The following is a 14876-nucleotide window of genomic DNA, read 5'->3' on the forward strand; positions in this document are numbered from 1 at the left end:
TGTTTGCAAGTTCACGCCTTGGTTTTTTTCACTGCCGGCTTCTTTGCCGTCGTCGTTGCCGTTTTCGCCGCTGGCTTCTTTGCCGCTGCCGCCTTTGGTGCGGCGGCTTTCTTAGCGGGCGCCTTCTTCGGCTTTTCCTCGGCCTCCGCTTCTGGTGCCGCCCCCTTCTTGGCCGTGTCCTTGGCGGCCTTCGCAGCCAGCAGTTCCACCGCCTGTTCCAGGGTCAGCGTGTCGGCGTTGTAGGCCTTGGTAATGCTGGCGAACAGCTTGTTATGCTTTACATAGGGGCCAAAGCGACCGGACCCGATTGAGATGGGCTTGCCATCCTTGGGATGGTTGCCCAGTTCGCGTCCCGCCACAGCCTTCTTCACCGGCCCATCACCCAGAAGGACGACCGCACGGTTCAAGCCGATGGTCAGCACGTCATCATCGGGCGGGATGTTCTTATAGGCATCGCCATGCTTCAGATACGGTCCGAAGCGTCCGATACCGGCCTGGATCTCCTGGCCCGACGACGGATGCATGCCCAGCGAACGCGGCAGCGACAGCAGCGCCAACGCCGTATTCAGGTCCACATCCTGCGGGTTCAGGCCACGCGGCAGGGACACGCGTTTGGGCTTCTCCCCCTTAGCCATGGCCTCGCCCAGCTGGACATAGACGCCATAGGGCCCGCGCTTCATCACGACATTCTGGTTCGTCTCGGGATCGACGCCCAGATCACGATCGGCATCCGCCTCCGCCTCTTCGCCCGCCACGGCCAGCGGGCGGGTATAGCGGCATTCCGGGTAGTTGGAGCAGCCGATGAAGGCCCCCGTCTTGCCCAGCTTCAACGATAGCCGCCCGGCCCCACAGGTGGGGCAGGCGCGTACGTCGATCTTGTGCCCTTGCGTATCGAACCGGTCGGGGAAGAAGTGCGGCCCCAGCGCATCGTCCAGGGCGTTCAGCACCTGGGTGATGGTCAGGTCCTTGGTCTCGTCGATGGAGGCATGGAAATGCTTCCAGAATTCGCGCAGCACATCCTTCCAGAAGATACGCCCGCCGGAAATATCGTCCAGCTTCTCTTCCAGGGCCGCCGTGAAATCATACTGGACATAGCGGTTGAAGAAATTCTCCAGGAAGCTGGTGACCAGCCGGCCACGGTCCTCCGGCTCGAACCGCCGCTTCTCCAGCCGCACATAATTGCGCTCCTGCAAGACCTGCAGGGTGGAGGCATAGGTGGAAGGACGACCGATGCCCAGCTCCTCCATCTTCTTCACCAGGCTCGCCTCTGTATAGCGGGGCGGGGGCTGGGTGAAATGCTGGTCGGATTTCAGGGCGCCGCGCGTCAGGTCGTCGCCATCCTTCATGGGCGGCAGGCGGCGGTTCTCCTCCTCCTCCCCGTCATCGTCCTTTTCCTCCTGATAGACCTTCAGGAAGCCGTCGAACTTCAGAATGGAACCGGTGGCGCGGAAAACGGCTTCGGCCCCCTTCGACATGATGTCGACCGTGACCTGATCCAGCACGGCGCTGGCCATCTGCGACGCGACCGTGCGCTTCCAGATCAGCTCATAAAGCCGCAGCTCATCCTTATCCAGATAGCGCGAGAGCTGGTCCGGCCGCTTGAACAGGTCGGTCGGGCGGATGGCCTCGTGCGCTTCCTGGGCGTTCTTGGCCGCGGTCTTATAGATACGGGGCTTTTCCGGGACGTAATTGTCGCCCCAGGTCTGGTCGATCAGGCGCCGTGACCCCTCGATGGCCTCGTGGCTCAACGACACACCATCGGTACGCATATAGGTAATGAGACCGACCGTCTCCCCGCCAATATCCACACCTTCATACAGCTTCTGGGCCGTACGCATGGTCTTGACGGCGCCAAAGCCCAGCTTGCGGCTGGCTTCCTGCTGCAGGGTGGAGGTGGTAAACGGCGCATAGGGGTTGCGCTTCACCTCCTTGCGCTCCACCCGGCCGACCTTGAACAGCATCGGACGGATGCGGGCCAGTGCGGCCTCGGCACCTTCCTTGTTGTTCAGGCTGAACTTCTCCAGCCGCTTGCCGTCCAGCTGTGTCAACCGCGCGGTGAAGGTCGATCCATCGTGGGTTTTGAACTCCGCCTCGATGGTCCAGTATTCCTGCGGCTTGAACGCCTCAATCTCGGCCTCACGCTCACAGATCAGGCGCAGGGCCACCGACTGCACGCGCCCCGCCGACTTCGACCCGGGCAGCTTGCGCCACAGCACGGGCGACAGGTTGAAACCCACCAGATAATCCAGCGCGCGGCGTGCCAGATAGGCCTGCACCAGTTCCTGGTCCACATCGCGCGGCTTGCCGATGGCGTCCAGAACGGCACTCTTGGTGATCTCGTTAAAGGTGATGCGGCGGATTTCCGCCTTTCCGGCCAGCCGCTTTTCCTTCAGCAGCTCATGCACATGCCACGCGATGGCTTCCCCCTCGCGATCCGGGTCAGTGGCCAGGAAGACGCGGTTTGCACCCTTCACGGCGCGGGCAATCTCATCGACATGGCGCTTGGACCGGTCACCCAGCTCCCAATCCATCTCGAAATCCTCTTCGGGGCGCACCGACCCATCCTTGGGCGGAAGGTCGCGCACATGCCCGAAGCTGGCCAGGACGGTGAAGTCCGAGCCTAGATATTTGTTGATGGTCTTGGCCTTGGCCGGGGATTCGACGATGACGACACTGCCAGCCACTGAAGGACCCGCCTTTGCAAGAACGATGGACGACCGAACGGCAGGACAGGATCAGATCAGGCTGACCTGCCCACCGGGATGGCGCTGCAGCCGCCCCGCCAGTTCCAGTTCCAGCAGGACAGTCAACACCACACCGGCAGACAATTGGCAGCCGCGGACCACTTCGTCAATGAGAACCGGGGAGGGGGACAGGCACTCCGCCACCAGACGGCGCGCTTTTTCCAGTTCTGCCTCGTCTTCTCGGGCAGGATTGGTGGGGCGGAACAGTCCGCCGCTGGGCTCGCTGAAGGGGCGGCGCAGCGCGCCTTGCAGGTGGTTGATCACATCATCGGCATTCTCCACCAGCCCCGCCCCCTCCTTGATCAGGCGGTTACAGCCCTGGGCGCGCGGGTCCAGCGGTGATCCTGGCACCGCAAACACCTCACGGCCCTGTTCGCCGGCAAAGCGCGCGGTGATCAGCGATCCTGACTTCACTGCCGCCTCCACCACCACCACGCCTAGCGACAGACCGGAAATCAGGCGGTTGCGCCGGGGGAAGTGCCGGGCCTGTGGTTCGGTGCCGAGGGGTGATTCGGCTAGCACGGCGCCGCGCTGTGCAATGTCACGGTAAAGACCCTCATTTTCCGGCGGATAGACAATATCCACCCCACCAGCGACCACCGCCACCGTGCCCCCACCCGCGACCCCACCGGCCAATGCACCCTGATGCGCCGATGTATCAATGCCGCGCGCCAGACCCGACACCACCGTGAACCCAGCCTCTGCCAGATCGCGGCCCAGCTTTTCGGCCATCTTGCGGCCCACAATGCTGGCATTGCGGGCACCGACAATTCCCACACAGGGCCGTGACAGCAGCGCCGGAAATCCCAGCAGGGTCAGCACCGGGGGCGCGTCATCCAGTGCTGCCAGCGGCCCTGGATACTCCGCCTCACCGCGAAACAGCCACCGCGCGCCCATCCGCTCCAGTGCCGCTGCCTCCCGTTCCACCTCTGCCTTGCCCGGTATCCGTAACGGCGCGGCCCGCCCACCGCGCTTGGCCAGCTCCGGTAGTGCCGCCAGCGCAGCGGTGGCAGTCCCGAACCGCTCCAGCAGCCGGATGAAGGTCACCGGCCCGACATTCTCCGCCCGGATCAGACGGACACGGTCGATACGCTCGGCATGGGGAAGAGGGGCGATTGAAGATTGCATGCGCTTATGGTTCTGCAATTACATGCTAGTGTCAACGTGGATCGTGGCGGCATTCAGGCGAAACGCCACCCAACTCTTCACTGCTGAACAGCTCAACCTGCCGCCATCATCCGCAGTAGGCTGCCGCAGATGTCCGGCGCGCGCGCTGGGCAGGCCTGCGCGATTCATCAGACCCCTGTCGCACCCGGCATCTTGTGGCATAACGGGGCCAAACACGCCCCCTGGAAACCGGCCCCATGATCCGCTTCGAAAACATCAGCAAACATAATGGTCACCGTATTCTTTTCCTGGAGTCCTCTGCGGCCCTGAACCGGGGCGAGAAGGTGGGGCTGGTCGGTCCTAACGGCGCCGGCAAGACCACCCTGTTCCGCATGATCACGGGTGAGGAACAGCCGGACACGGGCCAAGTCTCGGTGGAGAAGCAGGTCTCCATCGGCTATTTCAATCAGGATGTGGGCGAGATGGCGGGCCGCAGCGCCGTCCAGGAAGTGATGGACGGTGCCGGACCGGTCAGCGAGATCGCCAAGGAGCTGGCCAGCCTGGAAGTGGCCATGGCCGATCCCGACCAGGTCGACCAGATGGACGCCATCATTGAGCGCTATGGCGAGGTGCAGGCCCGCTTTGACGAGTTGGGCGGCTATGAGCTGGAGGGCCGTGCGCGCGAGGTCCTGGCCGGCCTCAGCTTCAGCCAGGAAATGATGGACAAGGATGTCGGCGCCTTGTCGGGCGGCTGGAAGATGCGCGTGGCGCTGGGCCGCATCCTGTTGATGAAGCCCGATGCCATGCTGCTGGACGAGCCCAGCAACCATCTGGACATTGAAAGCCTGATCTGGCTGGAAGGGTTCCTGAAGGATTATGACGGCGCGCTGCTGATGACCTCGCACGACCGGGAATTCATGAACCGGATCGTGAACAAGATCATCGAAATCGACGGCGGCTCACTGAACTCCTATTCTGGAGACTACACCTTCTATGAACAGCAGCGCGCCCTGAACGAAAAGCAGCAGCAGGCACAGTTTGAGCGTCAGCAGGCCATGCTGGCCAAGGAGATCAAGTTCATTGAACGCTTCAAGGCCCGCGCCTCACACGCCAGCCAGGTGCAAAGCCGCGTCAAGAAGCTGGACAAGATCGAACGCGTTGAGCCGCCCAAGCGCCGCCAGACGGTGATGTTCGACTTCCCGCCGGCACCACGTTCGGGCGATGATGTCGCTGTCCTGCGCAATGTTCATAAGGGCTATGGCAGCCGCAGCATCTATCAGGGCTTTGACTTCACCATCCGTCGCAAGGAACGCTGGTGCGTCATGGGCGTCAACGGGGCCGGTAAATCGACCTTGCTGAAGCTGATCGCCGGGGCTGACAAACCCGACACGGGGACAGTTACCGTCGGGGCCAGCGTGAAGATGGGCTATTTCTCCCAGCACGCGATGGAGCTGCTGGACGGCGAACAGACAGTGTTTGAAGCACTCGAAAGCGCCTTCCCGCAGGCAGGTCAGGGTTCCCTGCGCGCCTTGGCAGGCTGTTTCGGCTTTTCCGGTGATGATGTGGAAAAGCGTTGCCGGGTCCTGTCAGGGGGCGAGAAGGCGCGTCTGGTAATGGCCATGATGCTGTACAACCCGCCCAATTTCCTGGTCCTGGACGAACCGACAAACCATCTCGACCTTGATACCAAGCAGATGCTGATCACCGCGCTGGCCAATTATGAAGGTACCATGCTGTTCGTCTCCCACGACCGGCATTTCCTGGCCACGCTGTCGAACCGCGTGCTGGAACTGACGCCGGACGGCATCCATCAATATGGTGGCGGCTACACTGAATATGTGGCGCGCACAGGGCAGGAGGCGCCTGGGCTGCGCGGCTGACGCGAACAGTCTGCAGTCCGGGTTCCGCTGCCCACCGCTGACTTTTCCGACCCCTTATGTTATTCTCTGAACGTCAACGCCCGAACTGCGCCTGTAGCCCTACTGCCCTCGCGTCGCTGTGCACCGGCGGTGCGATGGTGCGTCTATCTTCTATGAAACACGGCGTTGTTTCATGTTGCGCAGTGTTTCACAGTTTTGTTTGGCTGAGCGTTGCCACGGACTGCTCCGCGAAACATCGCCCCTGTTCATGGTGCACGATGTTTCACAGACCACCCCCGTGACGCCGCCGCCCGGTGGCGGTATGATCTCTCCATGACCTATCATGGCCCGTGCCCCAAGGAAGTGATGCTGTTGCTCTGCGCCCGGATCGGGTTCAACCCGCCGGTCTGACGGCTGTTGTCCATCCGTCCATTGCCTGCATCTTCAATCCCTGGCTTGGGAGTTGGCGTCATGACCGACACCGCTGAACTGAAACGCCTGTCGGGTGCCCATCACTGGCACCCCTTTACCGACCATCAGGAACTGGCCGCCCTTGGTGGTCCCCGCATCATCACCCATGCCGAGGGGGTGTGGCTGACCGATAGCACCGGGGCGCGCATCCTCGACGCCATGGCCGGGCTGTGGTGTGTGAATGTCGGCTATGGGCGGCGGGAACTGGCCGATGCCGCCTATCGGCAATTGACCGATCTCAGCTTTTATCACGGCTTCTTCAAGACCACGACGGAACCGACGGTGCGGCTGGCGGCTAAGCTGGCGGAACTGACGCCGCCGGGCCTGTCCCGCGCCTTCTTCGCCAATTCCGGATCAGAGGCGAACGACACCATCGTACGCATGGCCCGCCATTATTGGGCCTTGAAGGGTAAGCCAGAAAAACGCGTCTTTATCGGACGGGAGCATGGCTATCACGGCACCACCATGGCGGCCACCTCGCTGAACGGCATGAAGGTGATGCATGAACAGGGCGGCCTGCCGCTGCCCGGCTTCGCCCATGTCATGGCCCCTTACCCCTTTGAAGGGCAGGGGGAGATGAGTGCGGAGGCCTTTGGCCGGCTGGCGGCCCGCGCGGTGGAAGAAAAAATCCTCGCCATCGGGCCGGAGAATGTCGCCGCCTTTATTGGGGAACCGGTGCAGGGGGCTGGCGGCGTCATCATCCCACCCGATAGCTACTGGCCGGAGATTAACCGCATCTGCAAGGAACACGACATCCTGCTGATCGCGGACGAGGTGATCTGCGGTTTCGGTCGACTGGGCCATTGGTTCGGGTCACAGCGTTACGGGATCCAGCCGGATTTCATGACCCTGGCCAAGGGCATCACGTCCGGCTACATCCCGCTCTCCGCCGTCATGGTGGGCGACCGGGTGGCCAACACGCTGATCCAGGAAGGTGGGGAGTTCTACCACGGCTTCACCTATTCCGGTCACCCCGTGGCCTGCGCCGTAGCACTGGCCAATCTGGAGGTGATTGAGCGGGAAGGGCTGGTGGACCGGGCGCGGACCGACATTGGGCCGTACTTGCGCGACAAGCTGGAAGAGGTCTTGGATGGTCACCCCATCGTGGGTGAAATCCGCTCCGAAGGCATGATCGGCGCCATCGAGATTGTGAAGGATCGGAAGACGCGGCAGCGTTTTCCCGGTGGTGGCAAGGTCGGCCTTATGGCGCGCGACCATTGCTTCCATAATAACCTGATCATGCGCGGCATCCGCGACAGTCTGGTCTACGCCCCCGCCCTGACCATGACGAAGGGAGAGGCGGATGAGGTGGCGCGGCTGGCGAAGCTGGCGCTGGACCTGACGGCCCGTGATCTGGGCGTGATGTAAGAAGGGGTGGGGGCGGTCAAATCCGCCCCCGATCACCCGACCTTACTTCTTCGCCGGGGCGATGTTCGGCAGGTCTTCGGACAGGATGGTCATGTTGAACGCATAGGACACGTCGCCATCATCCTCGTCGCGGTAAAGGGTACCGATGAATTCCTCCCCGATGGTCACTTCGACCGGCTGGCCCTTCTTGGCCGGCGGGTTCACCGTGATCTTGTCGTTGCCGAAATTCTTGCGCAGATAGGTCTGAAGCCGCGCGATCTCATTGGGGGTCATGTCCATCTGCCCTTTCTTGTGGCTCTTGGGGGTCAAAGAAAAGCCAGGGGCGCCGTTCCCGCCGGAACGGCGCCCCTGTTGTCGATCCGGTCAGCGATCAGGATAGCCTGATCGCTGACAAAGACCAGTCGGGAAATCAGCCCGCGTTCGCCATGGCGATGACGGTGTCACCCATGCGGTTGGAGAAGCCCCATTCATTGTCGTACCAGGTCAGGATACGCACGAAGTTGCCTTCCATGACCTTCGTCTCGTTCAAGGCGAAGATCGAGCTGTGGCTGTCATGGTTGAAGTCGGTGGAAACCAGCGGCTCGGCATAGGCGCCCAGGATGCCCTTCAGCGGACCCGAGGCGGCGGCGTCCTTGATCAGCTGGTTGACTTCTTCGACGGTCGTGTTGCGCTTGGCCACGAACTTGAAATCGACGACCGACACATTCGGGGTCGGCACGCGCAGCGAGGTGCCGTCCAGCTTGCCCTTCAGTTCCGGCAGCACCTTGCCCACGGCCTTGGCGGCACCGGTCGAGGTCGGGATGATGTTCAGCGCTGCGGCACGGGCGCGGTGCAGATCCTTGTGGAACGTGTCCACGGTGTTCTGGTCGCCGGTGTAGCTGTGGATGGTGGTCATGAAGCCATGGGCGATGCCGATGCCCTGGTTCAGCACATGGGCGACGGGCGCCAGGCAGTTGGTGGTGCAGGAAGCGTTGGAGACGATCTTGTGATCAGCCGTCAGCTTGTCATGGTTCACGCCATAGACAACCGTCAGGTCTTCATCCGTTGCGGGAGCGGAGATCAGCACCTTCTTGGCGCCGGCGGTCAGGTGCTTGGACGCTGCATCGCGGCTGGTGAAGATGCCGGAGCATTCGAGCGCGATATCCACACCCAGCTCACCCCAGGGCAACTGGGCCGGGTCGCGCTGCTGCACGGAACGGATCGTGTGGCCATTGACGACCAGATTGCCGTCAACCACCTCGACCGTGCCGGGGAAGCGGCCATGGACGCTGTCATACTTCAGCAGGTGGGCATTGGAATTGGCGTCAGCCAGATCGTTGATGGCGACGACCACGATATCCTTGCGGCCGCTTTCGATGAGGGCGCGCAGAACCAGACGGCCAATACGCCCGAACCCGTTGATCGCAACTTTGACAGCCATGCTTTCCTCCGATTGAACGACGCCCGCGCCGGCTCTGGCACGGGGGCCGATGGGCCGCGTGCCGGCCCAGGTTCCCAAGCCCGAATTAACCCTTGAACCCCCCGCATACAAGGGCGCAACCGTCCCTTCCGCCATGCGTGAAGCGCACGGGTTGCAGCTTAGTTTTTTTGCGGGAAGGGCGCAATTCAGGTAACGGCGTTACCGGCATGACTCTTTCGGGTCAGGGTTTGTGCGGGGGTGGGGGCGGTAAGGAGCTGACGATCCGGGTATCTGGCGTTTCATTCATCCTTGGTGGCCACTCATCCCTTCACCAACTCTGGCTGAAGAGCGACATCGTCCTCCGCCAGTTCGCAAACGACCTTGCGCTTGGTGCCCTTGGGGCACCTCCTGCTGCTGGTAAATGCAAAACGGCGCCAGGATGCACCCTGGCGCCGTCGGCGTCACTTCCGATGCTGGTCGAGAAGCAGCTTACAGCCGCTCCTTCGCCGCCTTCACGATGGCCTCGGCGGTGATGCCGAAATGCGCGTACAGTTCCTGGTAGGGCGCGCTTTCGCCGAAGCCGGGCATGCCGATGAACACACCCTTTTCGCCGATCCAGCGGTCCCAGCCAAAGCGGACCATGGCTTCCACGCCGATGCGCAAACCATCGCCCAGCACGGCCTTCTGATAGGCTTCGGGCTGTTCAGCGAACAGTTCCCAGGACGGCATGGAGACCAGCGCCGTGGGGATGCCTTCGGCTTCCAGCTTTTCGCGCGCGTTGAAGGCGATCTCCACCTCCGACCCCGTGGCCAGCAGGGTCACCTTGCGGGGGCCCGATGCCTCGCGCAGGACATAGGCGCCCTTGGCGGACAGGTTCTCGTCCGTGTGCTCCACGCGCATCGTGGCCAGATTCTGGCGGGTCAGGGCCAGCACGCTGGGCCGCGTCTTGGCATCCAGCGCGATTTCCCAGGCTTCCGCCGCTTCCACGGCGTCGGCGGGGCGCAGGACCAGCAGGTTGGGGATGCAGCGGAGCGCCGGGATATGCTCCACGGGCTGATGCGTCGGGCCGTCTTCGCCCAGGCCAATGCTGTCGTGGGTCATGACATGGATGACCCGCTGCTTCATCAGCGCACCCAGGCGGATGGCCGGGCGGCTATAGTCGGAGAAGGCAAGGAAGGTGCCGGAATAGGGGATGATGCCGCCATGCAGGGCCATGCCATTCATGATCGCGGCCATTCCATGCTCACGCACGCCGTAATGAACGTAGCGGCCATCCCAGCTGTCCTTCTGCACGGCCTTGGACAGGGCCTTGACGCGGGTATTGTTGGACCCGGTCAGGTCAGCCGAACCGCCCATCATTTCCGGCATCAGCGGGACGATCACGTCCAGCGTGTTGCCCGACGACTGGCGGGTGGCAATCTTGGGTTTGGACTCAGACACGGCCTTCTTATGGGCGTGCAGGGCGGCGCGCGCCTCGGCCGACAGGTCGCCGGCGATGGCGGCCTTGAAGGCCAGACGGTTGGGCGAACGTGCCAGACGCTTTACCCAGGCATCGACATCCTTGTGACCGCGGTCGCCGAAATGGCGCCAGGCATGCAGGATGGATTCCGGAATCTCGAACGGCGCATGCGGCCAGTTCAGGGCCTTGCGCGCGCCCTCGATCTCGGCGGCGCCCAGCGGGCTGCCATGGCTGCCGGCAGTGTTGGCCTTGGTCGGCGCGCCATAGCCGATGGTTGTGCGGCAGGCGATCAGCGAGGGCTTGTCGGTCAGCTTGGCCGCCGCGATGGCCTTGGCGACCGCCACCGGGTCATGCCCGTCAACGGCGGACACGTCCCAGTTATAGGCGGCGTAGCGGGCCTTCACATCCTCGGTAAAGGACAGGTCGGTGGAGCCGTCGATGCTGATGCGGTTGTCATCCCACAGCACGATCAGCTTGGACAGGCCCAGATGGCCCGCCAGCGACGAGGCTTCGTGGCTGATGCCTTCCTGCAGGTCGCCGTCGCCGGCGATGACGTAGGTGGTGTGATCAACCAGATCGTCGCCGAAACGGGCATTCAGGATGCGCTCTGCCATGGCGAAGCCGACGGCGGTGGAGATGCCCTGGCCCAGCGGGCCGGTGGTCATCTCGATGCCGCGCGCCATGCCATATTCGGGGTGGCCGGCGGTCTTCGCGCCCATCTGACGGAAGCGCTTGATCTCGTCCAGCGTGATGTCTTCATACCCGGTCAGGTACATCAGGCTGTATTGCAGCATCGAGCCGTGGCCTGCCGACAGGATGAACCGGTCACGGTCGGCCCAGTCGGGGCGCTTGGGATCGAACTTCAGAAACTGCGTGAACAGGACGGTCGCGACGTCGGCCATGCCCATCGGCATGCCGGGATGTCCGGACTTGGCGGCTTCCACAGCGTCCATGGACAGGGCGCGGATGGCGTTGGCGAGATCGGCGTGGGACACGCCAGCGGTCAGATCGGACGACATTGCGCGAAGGGCCTTTCATGCGGGGCGCCGGCCTTTGGGTCTGGCCGGACATTGCTCTAACAAAGCGCTGTACTTGGTGCTGTGTCGCAACAGGACAGACGGGCGGCGGCAACCGTCCCGGTCCGACGGCCGATACCCCCCGAATGGTGGCCGCAAATTGGCCAAATCCGCCGGGGGGGTCAAGCGACAGCCAAGCATGGCGGATGCCCGGCCATGGGGGTGGTCCAAAAGGCGGATTCCAGCGTTTTTCGCGGTGCGAATGTTGACGTGGGGGGAGGGCGGCCCCTAAGGTCTGTCGTCTGTGCCGTATACGGTGCCGGCATCCGTCCACCCGCCCTGAATGAGCCCCGCCTTGGACAGCCTCACCGCCGCGCTGGAGCGCCTGGATAAGTCCATCGGCTTGCTGGACCGCGCCCTGACGCGCCGTCTGGAACGGTTGGACGCTGGGGCTGGCACGGCTGGCTGGCTGGCGGAGAAGCTCCGTCTGGAGGCGGAACTGGCGGCGGCACGCCATGGCGAACGCCAGGCACAGGAACAGGCCCGCGTCATGAAGGTTCGCCTGGACGCGGCGATTTCACGCCTGCAAGGCGTGCTTGAGGAAGGTTGATCATGCGTCGCGTCGATTTCACCCTGAATGGCCGTAACCACTCGCTGAGCTGCGAGGACGGGCAGGAGCAGCGCCTGCTGGAACTGGCCGCCTATGTTGATGCCCGCATGCAGGAACTGACGGGCGGTGCCGCAGGTCATGAGGTGCAGAACCTGATTGCCACCTGCATCGTGCTGGCGGATGAGTTGATGGAGGCGCGGGCCGAGGTTAAGGCCCTGCGTGCCGGCCACGCCCCGGCCCCCATTGTGCATCCGCCGGCCCCGACAACGGCCCCGGCGGATGAGGCAAAGGTGGTCGCCGCCGTCGATACACTGGCAAAACGCATCGAAGACATTGCAGCGCGGCTTGAACGGGCCTAAATAGGGTACAGGAAGTTGGCTGCCTGGTGCGTCAGGTCGCTTTATCCCCGGGGCCGATAATCATTCCTCGAGGGGGCTGTCCCTACCGGCGCCGTGGTGCCGGCATATGGCTCCCACCTGTTTGCACAGGTCACGAGGGATAGCAAATACCAACGGCCAAGGCGGCCATCTTCCGCTTTTCCCCGCCACTGAACTTGGTTGACCAATGACCGACCTGGACGCCGATCTGATCGCCCAGGCCAAGCAGGCCGCCCGCATCCAGGCGCGCGAAGCCCGTGCCCGCGCCCATGTGGCATCTGGTTCCGCTGCGGCGACTGTCATCGTCCCTCATCTCCTGTCGCTGCTGCCGGAACTGCGCCCCGGTCCCCTGACCATCGCGGGCTATCATCCCAAGGGGGATGAGGTGGATGTGCTGCCCGCCCTGTCGGCCCTTTCCGCCGCCGGCCATGCGACCGCCTTGCCCGTGGTGACGGGCCGCGCCTGGCCGCTGGTCTTCCGGCTCTGGCGGCCTGGCCATCCGCTGGTGCCCGGTGCCTTCCGCATCATGGAACCGATGGGCGACGCGCCTCTGGCACAGCCCGACATTGTGCTGGTGCCGCTGCTGGCCTTTGACCGGGAGGGTTACCGTCTGGGCTATGGCGGCGGCTTCTATGATCGCACGCTGGAGGTGCTGCGGGCAGAAGCGCCGACCATCGCCGTGGGCATCGGCTATGCGGGGCAGGGGGTGGATAAGCTGCCGATCGACGCCTACGATCAAAAGCTTGACTGGATCGTCACGGAACAGGGCGCCTGGCGCCCGGCCTAAATTCTTCGGGGTATCAGATGCGGTTGCTTTTCCTGGGCGATATTGTGGGGCGCAGCGGGCGGGAGGGCGTGTTGCGCCATCTGCCAGACCTGAAGGCCAGGCTGAAGCCCGACTTTATCGTGGTGAACGGGGAAAACGCTGCTGGCGGCTTCGGCATCACCGAAAAGATCGCGCAGGAACTGTTCGATGCCGGGGTGGATTGCGTGACCCTTGGCAACCATGCCTGGGATCAGAAAGAACTACTGGGCCAGATTGGCCGCCTGCCGCAACTGGTGCGCCCTATCAACTACCCGGACGGTACGCCGGGTCGCGGCTTCACCATCCTGCCGGCCAAGAACGGGCGGCATAAGGTCATGGTGATCAATGCCATGGGCAGGGTGTTCATGGACCCGCTGGACGATCCGTTCCCGCCCGTGGAGAAGGTGCTGAACATCCACCGCCTTGGCGGGGCCCGCATGGGGCCGGCGGGCGTGGATGCCATCATCATGGACATGCATGCCGAGGCCAGCAGCGAAAAGATGATCATGGGCCATGTCCTGGATGGCCGCGTCAGTCTTGTCGTCGGGACCCATTGCCATGTCCCCACCGCCGATCTACAGATCTTGAATGGCGGCACCGCCTATCAGACCGACGCCGGCATGTGCGGTGACTATGACACGGTCATCGGCATGAAGAAGGACGCGGCCATCCATAAGATGCTGCGCAAGACGCCGGGCGAACGCTATTCGCCGGGTGAAAACGACGCGACTGTCAGCGTCTGTGGCGTGTTCGTGGAGACCGACGACCGTACCGGCCTTGCTAGGCGGGCCGAACCCGTGCGGATTGGCGGTCGGCTGGGCCAGAGTCTGCCGGCGGCGGTTTGATAAAGCACCATCAATTCAGTTTTTCATCATCCCGCAGGGAGAGGACAAGGCGCCGGTCCAGTTGCAACGTGCGGCTGATGGAGCCGAAATGATTCTCCTTAAGTCGCGTCAATGTTCCGTTGTCGCGTAAAATCCGTAACCCCTTCTCCAGGGCGGGCCGCATATCGGCCGCCTGGGGCGAGAGGTAGAATCGGCCCTCACGTTCGTACCGCAGCAGCAGGCGCTGTTCAGGTACAAGGCCGGGATATACAGAAGCATCGGCCAGGATGCCCATGGCTGATCGCGGGATATAGTCCACGCCCCGGTTCCCGACCCGCAGCATGTCATAAAGACGACGAGGGTCCGACACGGGTGTAATGGTGGGCAGGCTGTTGGCATGCCAAAGCGCAAGGTCCACCCAATCCGGCCCCATGCCGGCAACCAGGCCGGAGCGGCGCAGGTCTTCCACGCTCTTGATCCCATCAAACCGGGCCTGATCCTGTGGCCGGATCAACAGGATACGCCGTGACGCCAGACCATCCACCAGGGGGAAATCGACTGCAACGAAATCCTGATCATTCTGCGGGCTTTCAATCAGCCACATGATGGTCAGTTCCCCGCTTTTCAGCATTTTCTTCATGCGCGGGCGCGCAGGATCGGCGATGCCCTCGATTTCCACCGCGTGACCGACCGCCGCGAATGCACGGGCCAGCACCTCATGGAAGTATATATGGGTGCCGTTCAGGCTCTGGGGGGCGGTGATGCGTGTCGGTGTAGCCTGTGCAGTCAGGATCGCGAAAAGCATCGCCACGGCAGAAAGGGCCAGCCCCGACCAAA

12 protein-coding genes and 1 other RNA gene are annotated in these 14876 nt (G+C 63.2%); 7 read left to right on the forward strand and 6 right to left on the reverse strand.

Features of this window, described 5'->3' with window-relative positions:
• Positions 1-11: 11 nt before the first annotated feature.
• Entirely contained in the window at positions 12-2684 is a 2673-nt protein-coding gene (gene topA, locus C0V82_RS02520; protein ID WP_102110990.1) for a type I DNA topoisomerase, read from the reverse strand.
• Between the two features lie 51 nt (positions 2685-2735).
• Positions 2736-3872: a DNA-processing protein DprA gene (dprA, locus tag C0V82_RS02525; protein WP_102110991.1), complete on the reverse strand. Its 1137-nt coding sequence runs from the start codon at positions 3870-3872 to the stop codon at positions 2736-2738.
• Between the two features lie 236 nt (positions 3873-4108).
• Here dprA and C0V82_RS02530 point away from each other — a divergent pair, with 236 nt between their 5' ends.
• Together C0V82_RS02530 and C0V82_RS02535 are read left to right on the forward strand one after the other, a co-directional pair.
• On the forward strand, positions 4109-5731 hold the full coding sequence (locus C0V82_RS02530; protein ID WP_102110992.1) for an ABC-F family ATP-binding cassette domain-containing protein: 1623 nt from the start codon (positions 4109-4111) through the stop codon (positions 5729-5731).
• Between the two features lie 450 nt (positions 5732-6181).
• Complete coding sequence (locus C0V82_RS02535; protein WP_102110993.1) at positions 6182-7549, forward strand: aspartate aminotransferase family protein; 1368 nt, start codon at positions 6182-6184, stop codon at positions 7547-7549.
• Positions 7550-7591: 42 nt separating this feature from the next.
• On the opposite strand, the gene C0V82_RS02540 is transcribed toward C0V82_RS02535, so the two are convergent.
• The 3 genes from C0V82_RS02540 to tkt all read right to left on the reverse strand — a co-directional run bounded on the left by C0V82_RS02540 (position 7592) and on the right by tkt (position 11426).
• Entirely contained in the window at positions 7592-7828 is a 237-nt protein-coding gene (locus tag C0V82_RS02540) for a DUF3126 family protein (protein ID WP_054169668.1), read from the reverse strand.
• A gap of 130 nt (positions 7829-7958) precedes the next feature.
• Complete coding sequence (gene gap, locus C0V82_RS02545) at positions 7959-8969, reverse strand: type I glyceraldehyde-3-phosphate dehydrogenase (protein WP_054169667.1); 1011 nt, start codon at positions 8967-8969, stop codon at positions 7959-7961.
• A gap of 468 nt (positions 8970-9437) precedes the next feature.
• Positions 9438-11426, reverse strand: a complete 1989-nt coding sequence (gene tkt, locus C0V82_RS02550; RefSeq protein WP_102110994.1) for a transketolase — start codon at positions 11424-11426, stop codon at positions 9438-9440.
• Positions 11427-11778: 352 nt separating this feature from the next.
• Between tkt and C0V82_RS02555 the strand changes: the two genes are divergently transcribed.
• From C0V82_RS02555 to C0V82_RS02575, 5 genes are all read left to right on the forward strand, one after another.
• On the forward strand, positions 11779-12033 hold the full coding sequence (locus C0V82_RS02555) for a hypothetical protein (RefSeq protein ID WP_156344781.1): 255 nt from the start codon (positions 11779-11781) through the stop codon (positions 12031-12033).
• Between the two features lie 2 nt (positions 12034-12035).
• Positions 12036-12392: a cell division protein ZapA gene (locus tag C0V82_RS02560; RefSeq protein WP_102110995.1), complete on the forward strand. Its 357-nt coding sequence runs from the start codon at positions 12036-12038 to the stop codon at positions 12390-12392.
• Positions 12393-12405: 13 nt separating this feature from the next.
• Positions 12406-12564: non-coding RNA, 6S RNA (gene ssrS, locus C0V82_RS02565), on the forward strand.
• A 33-nt stretch (positions 12565-12597) separates the two neighbouring features.
• Positions 12598-13197 (forward strand): 5-formyltetrahydrofolate cyclo-ligase, encoded by a 600-nt coding sequence (locus tag C0V82_RS02570; protein ID WP_102110996.1) that lies wholly within the window; start codon positions 12598-12600, stop codon positions 13195-13197.
• A 17-nt stretch (positions 13198-13214) separates the two neighbouring features.
• On the forward strand, positions 13215-14060 hold the full coding sequence (locus C0V82_RS02575; RefSeq protein WP_102110997.1) for a TIGR00282 family metallophosphoesterase: 846 nt from the start codon (positions 13215-13217) through the stop codon (positions 14058-14060).
• Positions 14061-14070: 10 nt separating this feature from the next.
• Here the strand turns inward: C0V82_RS02575 and C0V82_RS02580 are convergent, their stop codons facing one another.
• Complete coding sequence (locus C0V82_RS02580) at positions 14071-14850, reverse strand: hypothetical protein (RefSeq protein ID WP_158659694.1); 780 nt, start codon at positions 14848-14850, stop codon at positions 14071-14073.
• Between the last annotated feature and the right edge of the window lie 26 nt (positions 14851-14876).

Origin of the sequence: Niveispirillum cyanobacteriorum (genome assembly GCF_002868735.1) — a bacterium.
Classification (GTDB): domain Bacteria; phylum Pseudomonadota; class Alphaproteobacteria; order Azospirillales; family Azospirillaceae; genus Niveispirillum; species Niveispirillum cyanobacteriorum.